The following is a 23987-nucleotide window of genomic DNA, read 5'->3' as shown; positions in this document are numbered from 1 at the left end:
CGTTTCCTCTCTCAGACCGGGGAGCTGTTGGGAGTGACCACGCGCCGCCAGCCATCACCCGAGAGGGTGATGATGGGCGCATGTATCTCGACGACAGCCACGGCCTCGAGCCGGATCTTGCCGTTCGAAAGCGAGACGACGTTGCCGTTCGCATCCTCGATGGTCAGCGAACCCGATCCATTGGCGCCGGGCGGCTCGTCGATCATCCGGATGGTATGCCCGTTGAGCGAGCGGATCACGCGTTCGCGCGGATGTTCGGCCGGCGGGCGATCGGCACCGTTCCAGGTATAGCCCATGATGATCGGCTGTTCGGGATCGTCCGAGAGGAAACCGACGATCGCCTCGTCGCCGATCTCGGGCATGAAATAGAGTCCCCGATCGTCACCCGCCATCGGCGCGGCGACAGGTGCCCAAGCCGTGCGCGTGTTGCCCGGCATCGACTGGATATCGACCCGCACGCGCCCCTGGCGACTGGGGTCATCGACATCGACCACGAGGCCGGTCACGAGGCCAGGCGTGCGGCTCATGCCCCCTCCATCAGATCTGCGGCGAAATGGGCGCCCGGCTCTTCGGGATTCGCCCGCCGCGCGGTGAAGCTGGTGCGATAGCCCTGCTCGTTGAGCACATGGCTGGTGGTCAGCACGGTGTAGATGCCGTCGAAATGCCGGCCGGTACCGCGGATATGGACGATCTTGCCGGCGCGCAGCGCGGGGAGGCCCACGGTCGTCCCGCTCGCCTCGACCATGCCGAGATGGTTGTGCCGCAGTGCCGCCTCCGCCCGGCGCTGTGCCTCGGCGACCGTCTGCGCCGGAGGCATTGTGATGACTTCCTCGCGATTTGCGGAGCGCGCGACTGCGATATGATCGCGGTTGGGCGGATCGGTCAGGTCATCGAGCGTCTTGCGCTCCTCGATCCGCGCCTTGGCGGTCCGATCCCAACCGCAGACCTTCACTGCGAAGAGCTGGCGCGCGTTCGAATAGGTCGGGTGGAACGAAGTGAGCGTCTTGCCCCATTCGAGCACATAGGTGACGTCGCGGTCGAACTCGGTGGGGCCGAAGAATATCTCCTGCTGGACCTCACCCTGCGCGTCGAGCTCCTCGCTCTCGCGCAGGATCACCTGATATCCCCGGGCGCGGGCGCGCTCCATCAGGAACAGCACCGGATACTGGTTGTTCATGAAGATGTTGGCGAAGAACGGCTCGCGATTGCGCGCCTCCTCGTCGATCACCACGCGCATCCCCAGCCCCGGCTTGTGCAGCGCCTCGTTGGGCGGTGCCGCGAGGTCGAGGGCGATGTCGCTGTCGCGGACGAAGTCATTGCCGGTGGCAGGCCAGGACCAGGTATATTGCTGGCGCGCGAAGCGCTGGAGCACGTTGAGGCCGCTCACCACCAGCTTCGAATGGCCGCTCTCGGCGAATTGCACGTCGACCGAGGTGACCATGCCCGTCACCATCAGCTGCGTGGTGTCGCGATAGCCCATGTAGAGGAGCAGCTCGTTGCCCGGCTCGAACAGATCGGGATGCTCGGGGCTGACGGCGGTTTCGTAATGGCCGTAATAAATTGGCGCGCGCCGCTGGGCGTCCCAATTGTTGACGGTCAGCGTGAAGCCGTCGATCCGTTCGATCGCGTCGTCATATTTGACTTCGACGATGTCCTTGACCTGCGCGGGCGGCGCTTCCTGCCCGAAGGCGAATATCTGGAACGACGGCGCATAGAATGCATCGCGCTGCGCCGAGAGCTCGATGACTTCGGCGGTCATCGCGCGCGCGCCTGGTTCTTGGCTCGGATCGCCGCGAGCGGTGGCACTTCGATCGCCTGGCCCGGCTCGACAGCAAGGGGGTCCTCGATGCCGTTCCACTCGGCGATCGCGCGCCAGTCGCCGCCATTGTCGTGTGCCAGTTCGGCGATGCGCGAGATCGTCTCGCCTTCCTGCACGACATGTACCTTGGTGCGATCGGGCGAGTTCCGGTTGAGCTCTGCGATCTGCTCGTGAAGAGTCTTGTATTCCTTGATCGACAGCGAGAGCGTGGCGCGCAGCGGCAGCCCGAGCGAGGAGAACATCGTGAAGCGCTGGCGCACGCTTTCGACCACGCCCTTAAATCCATACCGGTTCTGTCCGGCGAGCGTCTCGTAGGTGCGGTGCCCCGGAAAGGCCTCGCCGCCCCAGCTAAACAGGATCACCGGAGGCGCATGGCTCTCCGATTCGATTTTGATCAGCTGGTAGAATGCGTCGGTCTTCTCGGTAACCGGCTTGGCGTCGGCGCCGGTGCCGCCGGCGTCAGTGGTGTCGAAGAACAGGTCGAGCGTCAGCGTCTCGCTCTGCCCGCGGATGAACTGGAGGATCGGTGAGTCGAGCCCCGGTATCGGCACCTCGGCGAACTGCGCCGCCTTGGCGAGCGTATACTCGGTCGGATTGTACAGCACGTCCATCGCCGCCCCGTTCGGCGTGCCGTCGGCGCGCAATCGTTGCACCTGGGCTTTGGCGAGCCACTGCATCAGGCGACTCCCTCGGGTCGGTCGATCGCGCCGTCCCGCATCCGCCGGTCACGATCGAGCCGATCGTGCAGCCGCCGCTCCTCTTCGACGCGGCGCATCACTTCGGCGATCACCTCCGCCTTGAGCTGCGTGAGATCGAGAGCGGTGACTTCGCTCGAGACTTCGCCGATTTCGATGTCCATTCCGCCCTCCCTCAGTTGAACAGATTGCTGACGGTGTCGACGAGAGAGCCGCTGCCCGCCCCGGTCTGTCGCAGGCCCTCATGCGCGATCTCGATCTCCTCGATAGCGACATGCGATTGGGCGGCGTCGAGCGCGGGGCCGGCCCAGCGCACCGGCAGGCCACGCACGAAGCGCCACACGCGGACGGTCTTGCCGCGCTCGTCGAGCAGGCTGATCACCCCGTCGCGACGACGGCCCTTCCCCTCGACATAGTCGTAATGCCAGCGCCACAGATCGGCGGAGGACACGATGCCGCGCTTGAGCTTGAGGTTCGCCCATGAGGTCCGACCAGCGAATTTGAGCAGGGTTCCGTTATTGCCGCCCTCGGCATAGGTCTCGGCGGGCATGGTCATCTCGAGGCCACTGCATTCGGAAAACCCTCCCGCCGGCGGCTTGCCGATCGTCGCCTGGAGAAAGGCACCCGCGCTCGCGGTGTTCACCATCGAGATGGTGAAGTTGAACCCGAGGACCGGATCGTTGCTCCGCGTCATTGCGGCCACCCCCGGACGACGCCCGCTTCGGCAAGCTCGACCCGGTCCATGCTGCGCACGACCTGGAGCAGAATGAATTCAGCTGGTACGACCGAGGCCACGCCGATCTCGACGATGAAGCGCCCGGCATCGGTGTCGTCCTGCGAGCGCAGCACCCGGACGAAGAAAGCCTCTTCGGCCGATGATCCCGCCAGCCGGCGAGCCTGCCATTCGGTTTCGAGCATCCCTTCGACCGAGGCAATCACATCGGCCTCGAGCGCCGGCCCGGCCGGCTCGAACACCACCCATTGCAGCTCGCGCGCCAGCATGCGCTTGAGCCGCAACAACAGCCTGCGCACCGTGAGCTGCTTCCAGTCGGCCGCACTCGACAATGTGCGCGCGCCCATCACCCGAATACCTCGGGCGGACCGCGCGAGGATGGCATTCACGCCGCGCTCGTTGAGCAGCGCGTGCGTCTCCTCGTCACAGTCGCGCGGCAATCCGAAGGCCCAGCCGAGCGGCCGGTTCGCCGGGGCGTCATGTCCGGCATCGGCATCGGCCGCGGCATAGCCGCCGAGCGCATGGCCCGAAGGCGGCACGGTGCGTAGCAGATCGGGCGGGCGGGCAATCGGGTCGGCGACCGATACCCAGGGGAAATAGGTGGCGGCGTAGGAACTGTCGAAGCGCTGGCGCCAATCGAACAGCGCCGGCAGGTCGAAGTCGCGGCCCGGCGGCGGATCGATCACGGCGATGCGGTCGCCCCGCTCCTCGCAATGCTCGATCATTCCCCGTTGCACGTCGAGAATGTCGTCGGGCGAGAATTCGGGCGCCGCCTCGACGATGACGGTGAAAGGCGGCGGAGCGGCGGCGATCACCGGCGGCGGGCAGAGCTCGCAGGGATCGAGCGGCACCGGCTCCGGTGGGACGGTTTCGCGGGCGAGCGTCGGCGGCAGCAAGATGTCGGGAGCCGCGAGCGCCGCGGGCTCATCGTCGATCTCGAACAGACGGAGCCCGAGCCGCTCTGGCGCATCAGCGCTGCCGGTGAAGTCGCGCGGACGCAGCATGGCGATGCCGTCGCGGCCGCCCCATAACCGTGCCTCCCCATAGTCGAGCAGCGGCGATCCCGGATCGAGCCACGCATCCGGTGCGCCGGCGGCACGCGCGATCCGGATCAGCTCGGACCGGATATTCACCGGGCTCGCCTTGGGTTCGGCCAAGGTCGGCAGGTCGAGATCGGCGAATTGCTCGATCAGCCGGCCATTCTCTCGCACCGACAGCGCGAAGGAGAGGCGGCGCAGACGGATCGGCTTGGTACCTGCGGCTGCTCCGGCAAGGTCGAAACCAATAAGCGGCGTCGCCAGCGCCACCTGCGACGCCGCCGGATCGACGGCTATGAGACGGTTCCGGACGGCCGCGACGCCATCCTGGACGATCTCGACCGTCGCACCCGCGGCCAGGCCGGTCACGCGGGTCAGTGTCAGGCGATCGGCCGGATCCGGAGTGATCCGGGTACGCGTCGCGATTTCCGCCGAAAGGCTCGTCGTCACGCGGACCGAAAGCGTATCGCCCCAACGTCCCGGGCTTGCCGCCTCGATCTCGATCAGCGGCGCTCCGTGCTCGTCCCACAGGATCGCCGAGGCCGAGGCCCCGCCCAGGCCGATCTTGATCGGTTTCGACATGTCGAAGCGCGGATCGAGCGGGCGCGTCCAGGTGACCACGTCACCGACGACCCCGGCCACCAGCCGTACATCGCGGGCGACGGCCTCGATCGTGAACGGCAATGTCAGGTCGATCTCGAGCGGGATCTCCGACGACCAGCGAAGCGTGAGCGTCGGCGCGTCCGCGCTGGCAACGATCTGCGTCACCGGCGCCTTGCCGGTCTGCCGCAGCACCGCGCGCTCCCCCGAGGCGAATCCGGCAACGTCGAGCACGACGCTGCTCCGTCGATCGGCTGGTTGGGCGCCGCTTGCAGCGGTAGTGCTGACCTGCTCGAGTGTCGCCAGCGCCCCAGCGCGAACCCCTACGGTGTTGACCAGGCGTGACCAAGCGCCGTCGAGGGCCTGCGGGCCGCTGGTCTGCGTCTCGATCGCCGGGGCCACGACGCGCGCGACGTGGCAGCGCCGGCCGCCATTGTCGAAGAAACCACGCACGGCATAAGCGAGGAAAGCATTCGCGCGGAAGTCCCCGAAGGTCCGGAGGAACTGCGGCCAGCCTTCGATCGCGACCGGCCGGTCCGTGGGGCCGCGCTCGGCAATGCCGATGAACCCGGCGATATCGATCCGCACCGGCTCGGGCGCGGATCGCGTCAGCCATCGGGCATGGACGCCGGGGTTGAGGCCGCTGGGCACGCTTCGCCGCCTATTGCGCCGAAGGGATGAGTTCGACGCGGTCGACCGCAATCTCGATCATTTCGATCGCCACGTCGTTCGAAGTCGCGTTGAAGCTGGGCCCCTCCCATTTGGTGATGAAGGCGTTGCGGAAGGACCAGCGCATCTTGTCCTTCTGCAGCTCGTCGGTGAGGATCACTGCCCCGTCCCGAAGCCGAGCCCCACCGTTCAGTATCTCCGAATACCAGCGATAAAGCTGCATATCGGTGGTGATCCCGCGCTTGGCCTGGAGATTGGTGAACTTCCGCAGGCCGAACAGCTTGCGGACGTGCAGCCGGCGTTCGTCGCCCTCGCGATATTCGACGGGATCGGTTTCGAACGTCAGGCCGGAAAATTCGCGGAAAGCGGCCTTGGTGATGCCGTCGAACTCGACGCGGAAATTATAACCCCGGAACGGGTCGGGACGATTGCGATCGGGCATGGTTCAGACCTTTCTCAGGCTTCGGCGGCCAGCAGCCCGCTGGGGGTCTGGCTGATCCGGATGATGACGAATTCGGCGGGTTTGACCGGTGCGATGCCGATCTCCATGACGAGCCGGCCGTTATCGATGTCATCCTGCGTCATGGTTGCGGTGCCGCAGCGGATGTAGAAAGCCTGCGCCTTCTCCTCGCCGAGCAGCGCGCCGTCGCGCCACCAGGTCGTCAGGAAGCTGTCGATGCTGTCGATCAGCCGGTCCCATAGCTGCGGGCCATTGGGCTCCAGCACCGCCCATTGCGTGCCGATCTCGATCGACCGCTCAATCGCGATGAACAGCCTGCGCACCGCGAGATACTTCCAATCGGCCAGGCTGGTGATGCAGCGCGCGCCATAGATGCGGATGCCGCGGTTCTCGTTGCGGAAGTCGCGGATGACGTTGATGTTGCGCGGATTGAGGATCTCATGCTCGCCCTTGGTGACGATCGTCTCGAGGTCGACGATCGCGCGCATCACCTCGTTGCCCGGCGATTTGAACACGCCGCGCTCATTGTCGATGCGCGCGCAGAGCCCCGCCATGTGCCCCGCCGGGCCGATCGCACGCGGCGCGTCGGCGGCGTCGCGGATGATGATCCGGGGGTAATAGATGGCGGCATATTTGCTGTCGAAGCGCGATCGCTGGTTCTGGATCTGGGTGAGCGTCGGCGGAACCGGCGGAGCGCCGGTCACTTCGGGATCGAGCAATGCGACCCGGTACTTCAGCCGCTCGCACTGCTCTATCATCGCGGCCTGGACACTGACGTCGCCCCAGCCCGGTGCGGCGATGATCGAAATGTCGTCGATCTCCTCGAGCGCGCGCAGCCCGGTCCGCGCGCCCGGCCCCCCGTCGGTACCGCGGATGTCGGCGGCGATCGGCGGCACATCGGTACCCGCGGTCGTCGGCAGCAGCGTCAGGCCATCGTCGGCAGTCGGGAACCGGAACGGATGGGTATCGGCGATCGCCGCCGGAACCGATGCGGCCAGCACCCGGACTAGGTTCGACCGGCCGTTGATCTGGTCGAGGACATATTTGCCGGGAACATTCGCCAGAGTGAGCGACGGATAGGTCTCGGTGATGCCGTCGAAGCTCACCGTCATCGCGAATTCCCAGACGGTGAGCACCGTCTCGGTGGCCGGCGCCACCGGCGCCATCGTCGGGCCGGTGAGCGCCTGGCCGGATAGCGTCAGCACCGTGCCGTTCACCGCGATCACTCGGCGGATGTTGCGCGGCGCCCCGGGCCCACGATCGATCTGCACCCAGGCATTGGGGTAGAAGCCGCTCGCAGTCCGCACGCGGACCTGATTGGCGTCGACGCCGCCGGAGATCAGCGTGTCGTAGACCGCACGCGCGGAGCTCACATGGCGCGTGGTCAGAGCGATGCGGCCGCCCCAGGAGCCGGCATCGGCCGCCTCGAGCGTGATGCTGGCCGGGCGCGCTCCGGTGGTCGGCAGGCCGGCGTTGTTGATGCCGTTGAAGGTCGTCACCACTGCTGTCCGCGCGGCAGGAAATGCCGGCTTGCCCGTGGGCGTGATATCGATGGCGTTGGTCAGCGTGACGTCACCCGTGGCGGTGTTGATTCCGCCGGCGGCAATCGTGTTCGCGGTGGCGACATAGGCGACACCCTCGTCGGTGAACGACAGCGTCAGTCCCGAACCGTCGCGCAGCGCGAGCGTGCTGGCGAGGCGCGCGGTCGTCGCACCGACGGTGGCATCCGCGCCGGGAGCGAGCCGCGTCACGAAGCCTCCCCGCGTCGCGAATTGGGTGCGCAGGGCGCCCGCGCCGGTTGCGCGCACGACATAGAGCCGGCGCCCGCCATTGGCGAAGAACCCCTGCACGGCATAGAACATCTCGCCGACGCTTCCGGTGGAGGCCGGCAGCGGCCCGCCGAAGGACTGGCGGAACTGGAGGGGGTTGGTCACCAGGACCGGCGGCCCGAACGTGGGCCCGCGCTCGGTATATCCGACCATACCCGTCGTGCTCGTGCTCACTGCCTCGATCGCAGGCGGTTTGAGGTCGACTTCCTCGAGGAACACACCGGGTGCGAGATATTCGGCCATGGTTCGCGCTCCTTTGCGCTGCGGAATGAGTTACGGAACGAGTCTCCAGTCGAGCTGCTCACCGGCCAGGCCGGCGGCGGAAAAGTCGCGGGTCTGCGGGACGAAGCCGGCGGCGCTGACAGTGATCGACGCGCTACCCATCCGGGCGAACCCGTCGATTGCGTAGTCGCCGGCCAGTCCGCTCGCGGCGCCGTGATCGAAATAGGCATCGGGGTGCCCCGCCTCGCGCAGCACCAGCACATCGCCGCCGACGGGTAGCGCATCGACCCACAGGATCGATTCGCCCCCATAGGCCTGTCCCGCGGGCGTCGCGGTCGGGCCGGTCAGTGCATTCTTGGTGAACCTCCGGATCGGCTCGCCCGCGACCACACTTCCGCCGAGCCGTTCGGTCGTCCAGGCGATGGCGGCCGGGGCGGGACGATCGGGATCGGGCGCCACCGCGGCGATCTCCGTCCAGTGGCCGCGGGCACTGGTGCCGAAGCGAAGCAGTTGTCCCGCTGCGACGCCGGTGCCGTCCACGAGTATCACGCCGTCGCCACCCGTGCTGGCGCCAATCGTGGCGCTGACATCGGCGAGCGCCGAGAGCCCGCGCGCCCTCAGCGTCGCGCCGGCGCCGAGATCGCGGCCCAGCGGCCGGCCGAGGAGTAATGGAATCTCGCCGCCGGGCCCGATCGGCCCGGTCACATCGATCCGAGCATCGGCGACGGGCAGGAATTCAGGCGGGATGGCGCCGTTGCGCCCCAGCACCCGGCCGCGCAGCGGCACCGGCAGCCGCCGCAGCGCGATGTCCTGGACTACGGGACCGGAAGGAAAGGCCGGCACGATCAGCGCGATCATTGCTGGGCGATAACCGCCTCGCGTGATCATCAGCGTGAGCGGATGGGGAATCGTCGTATCACGCAGCGCGACGTCGGGGTCGCCAATCACCGCATAGGCCGATGTCCCCAGGCATCCCAGAAGCTGCGGGTCGTCGACGATCAGCGCCGCGCCCGAGCCGATCGGTGCACCATTCGCGTCATCGCGGATCGCTCCGGTCGCGAAGCAGCGCCGCGTGACCGTCCGATCGAACGTCGCGGCATAAGTGCGCGGCGGGATAGAAACGAGCGTGTCCATCAGGAGACCTCCTCGATGGCGGCGTAATGCGAATGAGTTTCGAGCACCGGCGCGCCATCGCTCAGCGAGCGGTGCGCCTCGATCGGGACATATTGCGCGAAATAGGAGACCGACAGTTGGTAAGGGGATTGGAGCGCGTGCCAGATCCGGCTGGTGTCCTCGAAGCTCAGTTGTTCGAGATGGATTCCCACCGGGCCATCTTCCTCCCCCTGCAGCGCGGGACGCAGGAATTCGGGCCCGATCCGGGCGTGGTCATGCAGCGTCTGCATCGCCGCGCCCAGCAGTCTGTGGCGATTGAGCTCGTCGCTCGAAAGCGGCGTCACCAGATAGTGCAGGACAAGCGGCAGCGGCGCGCGCCGGAGCCGGCCGTCGGTGCCGACGCGAGGGGGTGCATTCTCCAGTTCATCGAACCGGCGCACACGATAGAGCCACAGCGACAGCACCATGGCGGCGGGCCCGGGCGGCGGGATTTCCTTCGGGGAACGCAGATCGACCTGCGTGCCGGCGAAGGGACCGGCGCTGGTGATCGCTGCGCGCAACGTATCCTGCAAGCTCTGGGAGACATGGCCGATACCGGATGAGTCAGCCATCGCCGCCTCCCAGGATCGCTGCGCGCAATGCTGCGGCCGAGAGATCCTCGACGACGGTCATCGAATGCCGCCACTCGTGCAGACGTGCGATCCGGTCGGGGCCGAACAGAGTCACGATCCGGCGATGCACTTCGGGCGGCCCGAGCAGCCGGGCGATATCCGCATCGCTGCCGAGCGCATCGGCGTTGCCGAGTATGATCACGTCGGGAAGCACCGCCGCGACCGTATCCGACAACTCGGCAGCGCCGACATCGTCGGCGACCACCGAAACCTCGGGACAGGTCTCGACAAAGGTTTGCACGATGGCGAGCGGGATCGGCGGCATGCGATCGATCAGAATGTCGAGCCTCTCGCGCGCCAACGAACCGCTCCCGCCGCATCAGATGCCATTTCATAGGCGCGTGGGTGCGCGCTCGATATGAACCCGGAGATGCGTTTTCGGGCCGGGCCGAACGGCCGGCTCGAAGGAACAAGGGAGCGCGGATTCACGAGTCGTTCCGGACCGGAGGAACCGGACCGTTCGGCTCAGGGAGCGCGTGAACAACGGCACGGGCGTGGGCGTGCCCGCCGGGATTCGGTCAAAGCGCAGAGGTTAGCGGAAGGAGCGGAGCAGCGCGCCGGCTTCGGCGCGGCGCGATACGGCGAGCTTCTCGAGCAGATGGTGGACATGGTTCTTGACCGTCGCCGAGCTGATCCCGAGACGCCGCGCGATTTCCTTGTTGCTGGCGCCGCGCTCCAGATCGACCAGGATCTCGGTCTCGCGCGGCGTGAGCCTGGAGCTGACGGCGATGGCCTGACGCGGGCGGCCGATCAGACCGCCGACGACCTCGGCCGCAATTTTCGGCGAGCAGCAGAACTCGCCGCGCGCGACCAGCAGCACGGCCTGAACCAGATCCTCGATGCTCCCATTGTCCTCGACAAATCCGAACACGCCCGCCTCGGCCCAATCGGCCAACGCAGTCGCGCTCTTGCCGATCGCTATTCCGACGATCCGCGCGGCGCTGTCACGCTCGCGGAGGCTGTCGACGAAACCGCGCGACCAGGCCGAACCGAAATCGAGCACGAACACATTGGGCAGCGGCACCTTGCCGGGCAGCGGTTCCCTCGGGCAGCTGGCGCCGGCGAAATCGACTCGAGATTCCGCCGCGAGGCGCGCGCTCAATCCTTCGCGCACCAGCGCGATATCACTGACCACCCAAATCATCGGGCGCTGGTCTGGTGAAATCGACGACATGTTCGGTCACTACCCCCGCTTGGTGTCGAACGGTTGGTCCGAATGCCCCGGCTGCGCGACCAGCGGAATGCCAGTGTCTTTTTTGAGTCGGAACGACAACGTCTGAGACCGTTGCACCGTCCGCGTGGTCGAATGAAATACCAATACTCCGCTGAGTCGGTCAACTTTCCATTCTGAGGGCGGCGAAATCCTACATTGCAAGGGATGCGTTCAATGCATTTAGTAGACTGTCACCGCAATGCGTATGCCCACCTTAATTCCGCCGAGGAGGTACGGCGGAAGGTCACACAAGGGTCACACTGGTCGAAGGGTCTTGCGGAAGCGCTGCGCGAGAAGCGCTGGCGGCTGCTCGCCAAGGCGCGAAGGTGACGGGGCGTCAGCGCAGAAATGCGGTGAACCGAGCGCGCGCGTACGCTCGGGGAGATCGCAGGGTCAAAGAGCGCCGGGCCTGAGGCCGGAGCGTGAGTGGAGCAGGCGAAATCCTACATTGCAAGCGGCGAGCGAGGAGAGATTGGGGGTTAGGTAAACTGTCACCGTAATCCTTGCGCGGAGGTCGAGATCGTTGCGGCGGAAGTCAAAGAGCGCGCAGCAGCGTGCAGCCAGGCGCGACGGCAGCAGGTGAAATCCTACATTGCAAGGGCGGACCGAATTCAATGCATTTAGTAAACTGTCACCGTAATCCCGGTCTTGGAGGCGGATCGATCCGACGATGTGAAAGAGCGGCCAGCAAGGCCGACCGCCCGAGGCAAGCAGACGAAATCCTACATTGCAAGGACGGTCATTTGCGGAAGACAGCGTGCGCGGAGCACACAGCGTATACACTCGATGGATTCAGCAAACTGTCACCGTAATTCTAATTTAGATCTCTCGACGGCGGAAAACGACACGCGCCGGAGACGCTGGCCATTCCAAAGTACCAGAATCTATCACGACATTAAGACGGCAAGCTATTGCGCGATCCTGAAGCGCCTCAAACTCCGTGATAGAGTCACCTATTTCTTCACGATCGGTATCATCATCATGCTCTAGTACAAAGTTTATGACCCATTCTCCCTTTTGACACTCCAACCAAACCATTCTTATATTAGGAGATATGACACCGAGAAGAACTTGACTGACGGCGATGTGCTGCCGATTCCATTCGTCGAGGTTAGGTTCAGTGACCATTACGGTCTCCAGTTGGGGTTAGTCGGAACAATGCTGGGGCTAGCCGTTCCCTTGATAATGAACACGTTTGTCGGCTGCTTCACAAAACCAGCGCCGAGATTCACGTTCGTTCCCGTAATACCTTTGACACGAACAACCGGAAACCCACCATTCGACGTTTTCCCGAGTATAGTTGCCGTCTCAGAATGATAGGCTTGTAAGACCGCTTGGGCATCATTGACACTATCGAGATACCCTCCACCTCGATACTCAGTTCTGCCACCTATATGTCTGAACTGTTTCTGACTAACCTGCGAAGCGATCTCCGGAAAGTCAGACTTAGTGAGACTCACGGCGATGCTCTCTGCGGCATCACCAACCAACGTGTAACCCCCGATGCTCAAGCGATCGCTGGAAATGTTGAGGCCATAGGTGCCGCCGATCGACAAACCGTCATTCGAGGCGACCAGACCATTGCCGCCCCCGAGCCGGAGCCCATCGCTGGTGATGTCAATACCGTTCGTGCCACCTAACCGGAAATAGTTAGAGGTGATATCAAGTCCGTTCGTCCCGCCGAGACGCACGCCGTTGCTGATCACCAGACCATTGTCACCGCCCAGCGAAAAACCGTCGTGATCGATTGACAGGCCGTTCTGTCCGAACACCCGGAAGTGGCTGTCACCAGAAGAGAAGATTTCGTATCCGCCCACCGAGAGCGCGCCGTTTGAGAAACTGATGCCAATCGCGGCGAGACCGGCGACAGCAAGTGCGGAAGCCGAAGGGAGGATCGAATCCCAATAAGAGCCGCGGCGCTCGAGTTCATCGATCACCGCCGTCTTTTCGGTTTGCGTGAGATCGGTGCGCTTGCGGGCATGCTCGATTCCCGCTTCGACGTTGCGCCGGTTCTCCTCGCGTGTCTTGGGTTCGACATCGCGAATGCCATAGGTGGTGAGGTCGAGCGAGGACGGATCGCCTGCCGCGTCGGTCGCGGCTCGGCCCGCCGCATTCGCGCGCGTTACCGGCGAACTGCCACCTCCCTCCATATCCTCTACGGAACCGGCGCCGGCTTGTGTGCGACTCCCAATTGGGCCGCCACTCTCCTTCGAGGTCTGTTCAGCTATATCGTCCTGACCGACGGCCACCTGCTTCTGTCGGGGCTCGAACAAGGCTTCCAGCCGGTCCGCCGCCATCCGTCCGATCGTACTGCCGATCACGTCCGGCAATGCGGCGAGCAGATTGTCCCCGAAGTCAGTACCGGTGACCAAGCTGCGAGCCGCGGCACTCGCCACTCCACTCGCCGTGCCGCTCAGAAAGGCATTGCCGGCGCTGCTGGTCCCGCCGATCGTCATGCCGAACAACCGTTTGCCGTCGATACCGCGCGCCACCGCACCGCCCACGCCGGCCCCGAGGCCGGCAACCGCCACACCGGCGAAGTCGAACTTCGATTGCAACCCGGTGGCCACGCCTATGCCTTGCGTGAGTGTGCTGCCGATGGCGCCGCGCGCGACGTCGCCCAGGAACTTGCTGCCGGCTATCGACTCAAGCCCCTTGACGCTGCTCAGGCCGCCGCCGATGCCGCCGGCGATCCCCGCCATCGCGACTGCGCCGAAGTTGAACTTGTTCTGGATGCCGGTGGCCAGGCCGACCGTCTGGCTGACGACGCTGCCGGCAACGCCTGCGGCCGCGCCGCCGAGTACCGGGCTACCGAGCAAGCCGGCGAGGGTTCCCTGAGAAGCCACGGTGACGGCAACTGCCACGACGACGAGCAGCAACTGCCCGAACACACCACAATTGTTGCTCTTCGACTTGCGCGGCGCCTGCGGGGTCGGGGTGGTCGGGCTGGTATCGCCCAGCGCTGCGGCTGGGTCGTAGGGCGCGAAGGTGGACGCGTTGTACGACGAGCGCATCACCCCCGCGGGGATGGTCAGCCGCTGGCCCTCGGCGAGCGCCGAACCGGCGGAGAGGCCGTTTACTTCGGCGAGGCGATACCAGAGGTTCGAATCGCCCCAGAGCTGCGCGGCGATCGTGGACAAGGTCTCGCCGCCCCGGACCGTGTAGCTGCCGCCGGCGCCGCCCTGCTCATGGGAAGTGACCGGATTGTAGAACTGGTCGAAATCGGCATGGGCCTGGCCGTAGCTCGCCCCGCCCCGGAACGCGCCGCTGCCGGGGGTCAGCGGACGGCTGGCGACCGAGCTCAGATAGTCGGTCTCGAGCGTGCCGTTGTTGCCGGTATAGCCCATCTCGCGGCCGGCGAAGCGATACCAGATCTCGTGCGGATCGCCCTGGCCGACATAATCCTGCTCGTCGCGGCGGATCGCCAGACCATTCGCGTCGTTGAGGAAGCTCACATTGCGCGAGCGCCCGTCCGAGATCCACGCGCTGACCAGTTGGCCCAAGCCGTTGTAATTGTAGGTGGTCGTGCCGCTGGTGGTGCCCGTCACCGTCGTCGAGGCGAGCGCAGCGCCATCGTACCAGGCATAGCTGTTGCTCGTGGTCGAGGTCGAATAGGGTACGCCGGTACGCCAGGCATTGGTGGTGGAGCTGACCAGCGCGCCAAGCGCATAGCCGGTGCCGGTGCCGTAGTCGCTGGTGGTCTCGTTGACCTGGGTGATCCCGCCCTGGCGCTGGAACAGCTGCTCGAACGTCACTTGCCCCTTGGCGTTGTATTCGAGCCGCTTGTCGTAGATCGCCGAATTGAGCGCCCCGTTGCCATAGACGTCGGGATCGGCATCTCCCCAGTCGATCTGGCGCTCGAGCCTGCCCAGCCCATCATACCAATAATTCGCCTTGCGCAATCCGGTCGCGGCGGGCGCGGTCACCGTGATCGTGCCGTCGCCATTGTCGGAATAGCCGCTCTGCGCGACGCGGACGTCCTTGAGCTGACCATCGCCCCAATAAGTGTAATCCTCGCGATTGTCGGCTTCGTACGAGACGTCCTGATACTGCCATGTATAGCCGCCCCAGCCGCCATACATGTTGGGATCATAGACCTCGACATAGACCTGCCCCCAGGCAGTGGTCGTGCTGAGTGCCTGGGTCCGCTGGCCGGCGGCGTCGTAGAGCAGATCTACGCCCTGCCCGCCGCGAACGATGCCGCTCCCGGTCTGGATGCCCTTGGCGGTCACCACCCGGTTCATGCTGTCGTAGCGGTACCAATAATCCTGCGTACCTGCCGAGTAGGCGGCGCCATTCTGGTCGAGCAGGCTGAAGCTCGCGACGCTGCGGCGGATATTGGAATTGGCGTCGTAGTAATAATTGGTGCTCGCCGCCGGCGTGGTGCCGGTGGCGGCGGCGGACCAATAGGTCAGGCGGCCCAGTGCGTCATAATTGGCGGATTGACTGGAGATGGTGACGAGCGAGGTTTCGTACTGCCAGTCGCTGACCCAATATTGGTCAGGATAGCCGTAGCTATAGTCGTATTCCCAATAGCCGTGATCGACCATCGCGCCGGTCAGCCGGGTGAACTCCTCGGTCAGCCGGTTCCCGGCGGCATCATAGGCGTAGCTGGTGCGATCCTGGGTGAAGTTGCCCTGCGACGCCGAGGTGTCGATCCCGATGGTGACGCGCCCGACCAACCCGGTATTGAGATAATCGTAGTTGATCGTCTCGCCGCCCGAACGCTGAATCATCCGCCCGGCGAGGTCGTATACATAGAGCGTCTGATGCCCCCCCATGTCGGTGGAGGCAATGAGATGGCCGAACAGGTCAGACTGATCCCCGCTCTGGCGCCCATTGGCATAGGTCGTAAGCGTGGTCCAGGCGCCAGGGGCGGCGCCTAGCCCGTTGGCGCCGGCACCACCTTCCCAGACATAGCTCGTCGTCGTCGTATCGCCGCCAAAGGCGACGGTCCGCACGATCCGGCCCTGCACATCGTAGTCGGTCGTCTCGACATTGGCGGTGCCGTAGAAGGAGTTCCAGTGCTTGATGCGCTGGCCGAGCACGTCATAGGCAAAATATTCGGTCAGACCGCTCGGGCGAGTCACCTGAATGAGCCGCCCCATGGCATCATAGTCCATCGCGGTGGTGCGGTTGATCTCATCGGTCACCCGCCGGAGGTCGCCGAAGCGATCGTAGCCGTTCTTCACGATGCCGCCGTCGGCATGCCACTCCCACACGACCTGCGCTTCGCTGCCGCCATAGCCGGTGCCCGCAAGCAGGGTACGGGTGGTACGGTTGCCGTTGGCGTCGTCCTGGCCGATGAGCCGACCGGCGATGTCATAATAATTGTGGCTGCTCGGGTTGACCCATGCCTGGCTGCCATTCTCGTAAGTGACCAGCACCGAGGCGCGCAGGGCGTAGGTGGTGCGGCCCATCGCGTTATAACCGTAGACGGTCTGGTAGCCGCGCGCGTCGGTTTCGGTAGCGACCTCGCCAAAGGCATTGTAGCTGCGGCCGGTGACGATGTCGGTGGTGCCACCGGCATTGCTCAGTTGGCGCTGGGCGAGCCGGGTCGAAATCGCCTGGCCACGCTTGTCATAGGCATTGATCGTGACATTGAGCCCGTCGACATGGAGCTGGCCCAGCCCATAAGCGAACCCGCCCGTCGCGCTCGACAGCATCTGATCGAGGCTCAGCCCGGCGATCGAATTGCCTTCGCTCTCGATGACCGCGCTCTGGTTGCCATTGGCGTCATGGACATAATAGCGCCAGACGCCGTCGCCCGAATTGCTGCGGTAGAGCCGGCCTGCGCCGTCATAGGCGAACTGCTCCTGCCACCCGCCGTTGATCCCCTTTTGCGCGACCTCGCCATAGGCGTTGTACTGGATCTGCTGGGCATCGCCCTTGTTCCAGCTCGAGCCGGTCCATGCGCCCACCGTCTGGGTGATGACGCGCCCGAGGATGTCGCGCGTGTAGAGGATGCCCTCATAGACGGCCGCCCCGTCCGAGGTAGTGCGCACGTAATTCTCGCGCAGAACGTTTCCAGCGGCGTCGTAATAATATTCGGTGACCGAGCCCGAAGGATCGACCTTCGAGAACAGCCGCCCGCCTGCCCCATAGACATAGCGCGTCACCCGGTCGGCGGCGGTGCCGCCGGCCTGCACACTTCGCACGAGATTGCCAAGCGCATCATAATAATATGAGACGACCGGCCTGATCGCGGTGCCCGAATAATCGATTATTGTTGCGCGCTGTTCCCGCACCAGCCGACCCGCAAGATCATATTCGTAATCAGAATATTCGCCGGTCGCCTCGGTCTTGCGCGTGACCTGACCCAGGCCGTTATAGCTGTAATAGATGCTGGCGGTGCCGCCATTGCCGGAGAGCACCCCGGTCGAGGCATTCACCACATAGGCTTCGACACCGTAGCGATGCTCGGCGATCCGCCGGCCCATTTTGTCATAGGTGAAGCCGGTGACGCGATCGGACGTGCTCTCGGCAAGCGCCGGCGGCGCCGCAACGCTCGCGCCGCTGAACTGGATGGCGTAACGCCGCTCGACTCCGACATTGCCCTCGGCATCCAGATCCCAGCGGGTCACATAGCCCAGCGCATCGACTGCAAGGGTCTTGCGGCCGAGCTTGTCGTAATAGGCATAGCTGGTGACGCCGTTGGCGTCGGTGGTGCTGACGACATTGCCGGCCGCGTCATAGACGTAGCTGGTGGTGATCGCCGCGGTCGACAACACGAACGACGAGCCATTCCACGCGCCGGTGCGAACCCCTGCAATGCTGGTCGAGGTCAGCCGGTTGATCGCGTCATAGGCATAGCTTGTTTCGCGATACGCGCCTCCAGGCGCCGCCGGCGGCGTGCCGCCAGGCGTGACGGGCAATGCGATCGGCGTTGCATAGGTCCGCGATGAAATGAGGTTGCCGACCCCGTCATAGCCATAGGTCGAAAACGTTCCGAGCGCACCCAGTTCGGCGACCTTGCGGTCTAACTCGTCATACCAGAACAGCGTCCGCGCGCCGTTGGCATCGGTCGCCTCGACGAGGTTGCCGCGCTTGTCATATTTGTAGCTCTCGACCGGCGTCGCGGAAATCAGGCCGATATGGTTCGTCTGGTCGACATAGTTGATCGTGGAGCCGGTCTTCGAGGTCAGCCGGCCCGCCTTGTCATAGGCGAAATATGTGTCGCGCCGCTCGGGCAGGCCATAGGCCTCGACCTGATGCACGACGTTTCCACGCGCATCATATACGTAGACGTTGCGGTAATAGGCGGCGGCAGTCTGGGTTCCCGCCTCGTTATGGACCGGCGAGTATACATATTCATAGTATACGAGCCCCCGCCGGTTACGCGAGTATACGGTAACGCCACCCAGCTTGTTCTGGGTCTGGTTGATTCCGCCGAAGGCGTCGTACCAGTTGGTCTCTACATAGCCCTCGGCATCGGTGGTGGTCTTGACGCGGCCGAGCTTGTCGTAGGTGAAGCTGGTGGTCGCATCTTTCGCGTTCGNAAGGCGTCGTACCAGTTGGTCTCTACATAGCCCTCGGCATCGGTGGTGGTCTTGACGCGGCCGAGCTTGTCGTAGGTGAAGCTGGTGGTCGCATCTTTCGCGTTCGCCAGCACCGCCGGCGGCGCGGTCACTGACGCCGTATTGGTCGCCTTGCTTGCGCGCCGCGTGACCGAAGCCACTTCGCCGAACACCGTGTAGCTGGTCTCGGTGACGTAATCCTCGGCATCGCGTGTCGCCACGACCCGGCCCAGCTTGTCGTAATAGTTCCAGGTCGAGTTCAGGCGCGCGTCGATGGTGCGGACGAGATCGCCGAACCCGTTATATTCGAAGCTGGTGACGCCGCTCGCTGCATTGGTCTCGCTGAGCCTGCGGCCCAGCTTGTCGTAGGTCCAGCTGGTGGTGTGGCTGTTCGCATCCGTCGTGCTGACCAGATTGCCGAGGCCGTCATAGGCGAACGTGGTCAGCGCGTATTCCGGAGCGCCGCCCTCATAGCCGTCATACCGCGCAATGACTTGGCCAGCCGCGTCATAGACATACAGCGTGTGGCTCGCGTCGGCCGTGCCAGCCCCTACGATCTCGCGCGCGAGCTCGCCAGTGGCCCAATAGACATAGTCGCGCCGCTCGCCTTCACCATTATACTCGGCCGTGAGCCGGCCGGTGGCGTCATAGGACCAGCTCTGGCTGGTATAGTCGATCCAACCATCGGTGCTGTTCTTGACATAGTCGATCGTCGAGCTGTCGCTCACCGACAGCGCCGTGTTCCACCGGCCCTGCCAGGTCTTGCGCCCCTCCGCGTCATAGTCGGTGCGCGTGACATAGCCTTCGGCGTCCACCGTGAAGCGGAGCTCGCCGCGCGCATTATAGTAATAGCGCGTGATGCGGTCATTCACTGTGGGATAGGTCGCGACCCAGGAATCCATGTCGCCCTTGGTCGGCAGGCTCCCGGTCCAACGCAGATTGTCGTACTCGACCTTGCGGATCAGCTGGCCGAGCGTGTCGTAGACATAGCCCACCACCCCACCGCCGGCATCGATCGAATAGGCCAGCCGTCCGGCGCCGTCATAGACGCCGAAGCTCAGACGGTTGTCCGCTTGGCCGGCAAAACCAGCCACCGCACTTTTCACCGCAGCATAGGTGTAGCTCGAGAGCGCCGGGATCGACCCCGCATATTGTGTCGTCTGGCGCACCGGCCCGTGCGCGTCCGCGCCGCTCCCGTAACCGAATTCGGTAACCTGGAAGAGGCTGTTGATCTGGAAGCGCAACAGCCCCTGGCCGTCATAGACATAGCGCATCGTGCGCGCGTCGGCGCCCACGCCATTGATCAGTGTCTGGAACGAGCCGTTCGCACGATCGGCGGCATTGGTCGGATTGGCCCAGGCAAGCTCCTGGACCTTGCGGCCGGCACCGTCGTAAACGATGCGCGACAGATACCCCTCGCCGTTCAGCACCCCGACGAGATTGCCATCCTTGTCGTAGAAGGTGCGCGCGATGCTGTCGTTCGCATGGGCGCCCGGCAACACAGCGATCTGCCCGGCCGAAAGCTTGTTGAAATAGCCGGTCGTCCGGATGAGCCGGCCAGACGCGTCATATTGGTAGGCGGTGACCGAGCCGTCGCCATCGATCGCCTCGATCACGCGGCCTTCCTTRTCGTAGACCGTCCAGGTCCAGATATCGAAGCTGTGCGCCACGGGACGATAGGCCGCCAACTCGATGTCGGCGTTGGGGTCCGCCAGATACGTGAACAAYGCRGCTGGCGACACCGARCCGTTGGCATAGCGGGCGGTCGCCACGAGCCGGTCATTGGCGTCGTAGCGATATTCGGTGATCCAGCCGGCCTCGTTGATGTCGGCGATCTTGCGCCCGACCTTGTCGTAGAGATAATAGCTCTTGATGCCGCTGGCGTCGGTCATCCGCCGCACGCGGCCGTTGCGGTCGTAGAGGTAGGTCGCCTCGCCCACCGTCACATGGGCGCCGGACTCGGTGAAGCTGACCAGTTCCCCGGCCTTGTTGTATACCGAGGTCTGGACGAAGCCGTTGGCGAGCGTCACCACCGCCTGCATCGCTGCATCGTTGAAGACGAANAAGCTGACCAGTTCCCCGGCCTTGTTGTATACCGAGGTCTGGACGAAGCCGTTGGCGAGCGTCACCACCGCCTGCATCGCTGCATCGTTGAAGACGAAGCTGGTGGTGCCACCGTTCAGATCGGTGCTGGCAGTGATCCGGCCGAGCCCGTCATAGACGAAGCTCTCGACATTCTGTCCGACGACATATCGGCTGAGCAACTGGCCAGCGGAATCATAGGTGAAGAGCTCGTGCGAATGCTCTCCCTCGATATTGAGGTGGGCGTAACCATAGTTCTGGCTCGCCCTTAGCCGGTGGCTCGCATTGCCGCGCTCATCGTAGATGATCTGCGTGATCTCGGCGCTCGCGGACTCCGGCAGACTCGTACACCAGGCATCGAGCTGCACCTGGCTGGGACTCTGGTCTGTCGCGAACCCGCTCAGATCATAGAAATAATCCGGGAAATCGCTTATAAAGTGGAGCTGGCCGGCGGTATCGTACCAGTTGCGCGTGACTCGACCTTCGGAAGTGACGACGTAGACCAGCCGGTTGGCACCGTCGTAGACGAAACGAGTCGTATGCGCAGTGGTGTTCGAGTCCTTGTCGGATCCGATGCGCGTCTCGGTCAGTATCTGGTTCGCGGCATTGTAGGTACGAGTGACGATGCTGCCGAGCCGGTGGGTCTGGCTGACCATGTTGCCCGAGACGTCGTAGCTATAACTTGTGGCATTACCCGCCGCATCGGTGACGCTGGCGAGGTTGCCCTGCGCGTCATAGCCGAACTGCACCACTTGCTGCGCCGCCCCCGATTGCGCGGGCGGAGCGGTGATCTTGAGCAGTTGGCCGGCACTGGCCGATTCAACTGGCAGCTTGGTGAGCAGCGGCGCCGCGGCGATGAGCGAAGCATTTGCGCGAAATCCGCCCTCCATGTCTGGATAGACATAGACGCCGCCGTATTCGGTCCGATCATAGGTCCTGACGATCTCCACTCGCGTCGGCTCGGTTTCAGACAACCCTTCGACAGTGAAGAGGCCGCCCTCATAGCGACGAATGGAGCCCGGACCCGAGACGATCCGGGCAGTCGTCTGGCCACCGCCCCACAGACTGTTGGAGCCATGAAGACCGAGCGAATGGCTGGTGAAACCGTTGACCGCCTGAAGGCTCAGCGAGAAGCTGTACGTATCGCCTTCTGCGAAAAGACCAGTGTAAAAGGCCGACCAAGCGCCTGCCTGCTGCACTGTAAACTGGTAGGCCGGCGATCCATGGATCGTGCCAGCTCCTACGACGCTGACATTGCCATTGTTCCAGTTGGCCAAATCCATCTGACTAGGATTGGTGGCGGTCGCACTGCGAAGCAGCATCGGATCGGCGGCGATCAGCGCGGCGCCCGGGCGAAAGCCGCCGGGGTTGTCGACATAGAAATAGGCACCGGCCGCCTGGGCTTGTTCGTAAGTGCGCGTGATCTCGACACGCGTGCCTGTGGTCTGGGAGAGACCCGTTATCCGCCAAAGGCCACCAGCCAGTTGCACGAGAGTACCCGGACCCGAAACGATGCGAGCGGAAGAAATGTCGTTCGTCGCCCAGCCTTCGCTATCCGCGTGGAGGCCAAGATCCTGCGTCGTGACGTTGCCTGCGGCCTGCAAAGTCAGCGCGAAGCTGATCGTTTCTCCAGCCGCGACGGTGAACCCCTGCATCACGCCCGACCAGGAACCTCCATTGACGACCGTGTATCGGGTCGCCGCTCGTCCATCGATGACGGCAGGCTCCTTGACGAGGTTACCGCTACTCCAGGTCTCGAGCTCGGCAGCGAAGTCCCCCTTGGCGAAATCCAGCCGCGTCACCTGTCCTGCAGGATCGGTGATGTTGGTATAGCCGTCGCCATAGCCAAGCGTGGTCGTGCGGCTGACGCCGTTGGCGACGGCCTGGGTGATGCTCGTCACGCGAAGCGCACTGTCATAGCCGATATCGACACGCGATCCGTCGGTTTCGCTGATACTGGCGACGAGCTTGGACGTGCCGTGATAGGTGTAGCTGGTGGTGTAGACCTTGCCGTCGGCGACGCTGTTGTCTTCCGGGCTGAGATCGACGGTCACACTGGCGAGGCGGTTGGCGCCGTCATAGCTGTAGCGCGTGCGCGTCAGCGTCGCACCCTGGCTCGACGTCACGACACTGGTGATATTGTTGCCCGACCACGTGTACTGGACCACCCCGCCATCGGCGGTTGCGATCTGCGTCAGATGGTCGCCGGTATAGGTGTAGGTGAGGGTATTGCCGCTGGTGTCGCGCTCGGACACGATCCGCCAGTCGCCGTTGTGGAAACCATAGACCTCGACCACCCGTGTGTCGCCATCGGTCCAGGCCCAGTTATTGCCGCTGTGATACGTCAGCGTGTCGAAGGCGCCCGAGCCGTCGGTCGCGACATAGGCTGAGCCGTTCCAGCTATAGCCGATCTCCGAACCGTCAGCCGAACGGCGCTTGACGCTGCTCCCCCAGGTGTTGATCGTGCCCGTGAAGTCGAAGATCGCGCGGTCGGTGCTCTGGCGCCAATTGTCGCTATTGTCGTCGCTCAGGTTGCCGAGGCTGTTATAGGTCCGGTTGATCGCGATGTCGCCGCCGCGCCCGGTCAGGAACTCGTCGCGGTGGCGCACCACCAGGTTGCCGTTCGCGGCGTTGAGGAACAACTGCTCGCCGCTGCGCCCGAGACTTGCCGAGCCAAGCAGTCCCGAGCCGCCCAGCACACTACCCGAACCGCGCTCGAGACCTGCCCCCGAGCCCGTGAAAATTGCAACCATCGCCCCCGCCCACCTGAAATCACGGGCCAATGCCCCTGCACACCCAGTCGGCGAGATCCCGGCTTTGTTTAGAATTTCTTCACGTTTGCAGGACGTGACGATTACGGCGGGGAGAACGGAGCTCGCAGCCCTCGAGGTTCACCGCGCCGTGGGGCGGCTCAGCACGAAGGCGGCGCATCCTGCCAATGCGAGCGCCACCACCACGTCCACCGTCAGGCCGGGGCGCGCCGTGAACCAGAAGACGGCGTAGCCCAGCGCCATTCCCGTGCACGCGAGAAGCTTTCCCTTCTTCGTGATCGCGCCGTTCTCCCGCCACGCGCGGAGCGACGGTCCGAACCGCGGATGGTCGAGCAGCCAGGCCTCGAGCCGCGGCGACGATCGCGCGAAGCAGCCGACCGCGAGGATCAGAAAGATCGTGGTGGGCATCAATGGCAAAAGCGCGCCGACAAAGCCCAGCAGGACGAAGAACCAGCCCAGCGCCAGCCAAAGCGTGCGTGACGGGCTCGCCCCGCGATCAGGCTTGTTGTCTCGCCGCCACGTCATCGCGAGCGTCGGTACCATCACCGCCGCAGGG

13 protein-coding genes are annotated in these 23987 nt (G+C 64.4%); all 13 read right to left on the bottom strand.

Features of this window, described 5'->3' with window-relative positions; translation table 11 throughout:
* Window positions 1–11: 11 nt before the first annotated feature.
* Window positions 12–527 (bottom strand): phage baseplate assembly protein V, encoded by a 516-nt coding sequence (locus ASE13_RS05560; RefSeq protein ID WP_056612512.1) that lies wholly within the window; start codon window positions 525–527, stop codon window positions 12–14.
* Complete coding sequence (locus ASE13_RS05555) at window positions 524–1759, bottom strand: phage late control D family protein (protein ID WP_056612510.1); 1236 nt, start codon at window positions 1757–1759, stop codon at window positions 524–526. The genes ASE13_RS05560 and ASE13_RS05555 overlap by 4 nt, the downstream gene beginning before the upstream one ends.
* A complete protein-coding gene (locus ASE13_RS05550; RefSeq protein ID WP_056612508.1) occupies window positions 1756–2496 on the bottom strand; it encodes a CIS tube protein in 741 nt (246 codons plus the stop codon). The genes ASE13_RS05555 and ASE13_RS05550 overlap by 4 nt, the downstream gene beginning before the upstream one ends.
* Window positions 2496–2678, bottom strand: a complete 183-nt coding sequence (locus tag ASE13_RS05545; RefSeq protein ID WP_056612507.1) for a hypothetical protein — start codon at window positions 2676–2678, stop codon at window positions 2496–2498. The genes ASE13_RS05550 and ASE13_RS05545 overlap by 1 nt, the downstream gene beginning before the upstream one ends.
* 11 nt (window positions 2679–2689) lie before the next feature.
* Window positions 2690–3208 (bottom strand): phage tail protein, encoded by a 519-nt coding sequence (locus tag ASE13_RS05540; protein WP_056612505.1) that lies wholly within the window; start codon window positions 3206–3208, stop codon window positions 2690–2692.
* Complete coding sequence (locus ASE13_RS05535; RefSeq protein ID WP_056612503.1) at window positions 3205–5535, bottom strand: phage tail sheath C-terminal domain-containing protein; 2331 nt, start codon at window positions 5533–5535, stop codon at window positions 3205–3207. Before ASE13_RS05535 ends, ASE13_RS05540 begins: the two co-directional genes overlap by 4 nt.
* Before the next feature lie 10 nt (window positions 5536–5545).
* The gene (locus ASE13_RS05530; protein WP_056612500.1) at window positions 5546–5995 is read right to left on the bottom strand and encodes a phage tail protein; all 450 of its coding nucleotides are present in this window, start codon (window positions 5993–5995) and stop codon (window positions 5546–5548) included.
* Between the two features lie 14 nt (window positions 5996–6009).
* On the bottom strand, window positions 6010–8085 hold the full coding sequence (locus ASE13_RS05525) for a phage tail sheath C-terminal domain-containing protein (protein WP_056612498.1): 2076 nt from the start codon (window positions 8083–8085) through the stop codon (window positions 6010–6012).
* A 30-nt stretch (window positions 8086–8115) separates the two neighbouring features.
* Complete coding sequence (locus ASE13_RS05520; protein ID WP_056612496.1) at window positions 8116–9198, bottom strand: hypothetical protein; 1083 nt, start codon at window positions 9196–9198, stop codon at window positions 8116–8118.
* Window positions 9198–9788: a DUF4255 domain-containing protein gene (locus ASE13_RS05515; protein ID WP_056612494.1), complete on the bottom strand. Its 591-nt coding sequence runs from the start codon at window positions 9786–9788 to the stop codon at window positions 9198–9200. Before ASE13_RS05515 ends, ASE13_RS05520 begins: the two co-directional genes overlap by 1 nt.
* Complete coding sequence (locus tag ASE13_RS05510; RefSeq protein WP_056612492.1) at window positions 9781–10149, bottom strand: hypothetical protein; 369 nt, start codon at window positions 10147–10149, stop codon at window positions 9781–9783. Before ASE13_RS05510 ends, ASE13_RS05515 begins: the two co-directional genes overlap by 8 nt.
* A 231-nt stretch (window positions 10150–10380) precedes the next feature.
* A complete protein-coding gene (locus ASE13_RS05505; protein ID WP_162254668.1) occupies window positions 10381–10983 on the bottom strand; it encodes a LuxR C-terminal-related transcriptional regulator in 603 nt (200 codons plus the stop codon).
* A gap of 12568 nt (window positions 10984–23551) precedes the next feature.
* Window positions 23552–23956 (bottom strand): YbaN family protein, encoded by a 405-nt coding sequence (locus tag ASE13_RS05490; protein WP_056614761.1) that lies wholly within the window; start codon window positions 23954–23956, stop codon window positions 23552–23554.
* Between the last annotated feature and the right edge of the window lie 31 nt (window positions 23957–23987).

This window comes from Sphingomonas sp. Root241, assembly GCF_001428865.1.
Lineage (GTDB): Bacteria > Pseudomonadota > Alphaproteobacteria > Sphingomonadales > Sphingomonadaceae > Sphingomonas.
The sequence above is the reverse complement of the archived record's forward strand: the minus strand, read 5'-3'. Positions and strand labels throughout refer to the sequence as shown.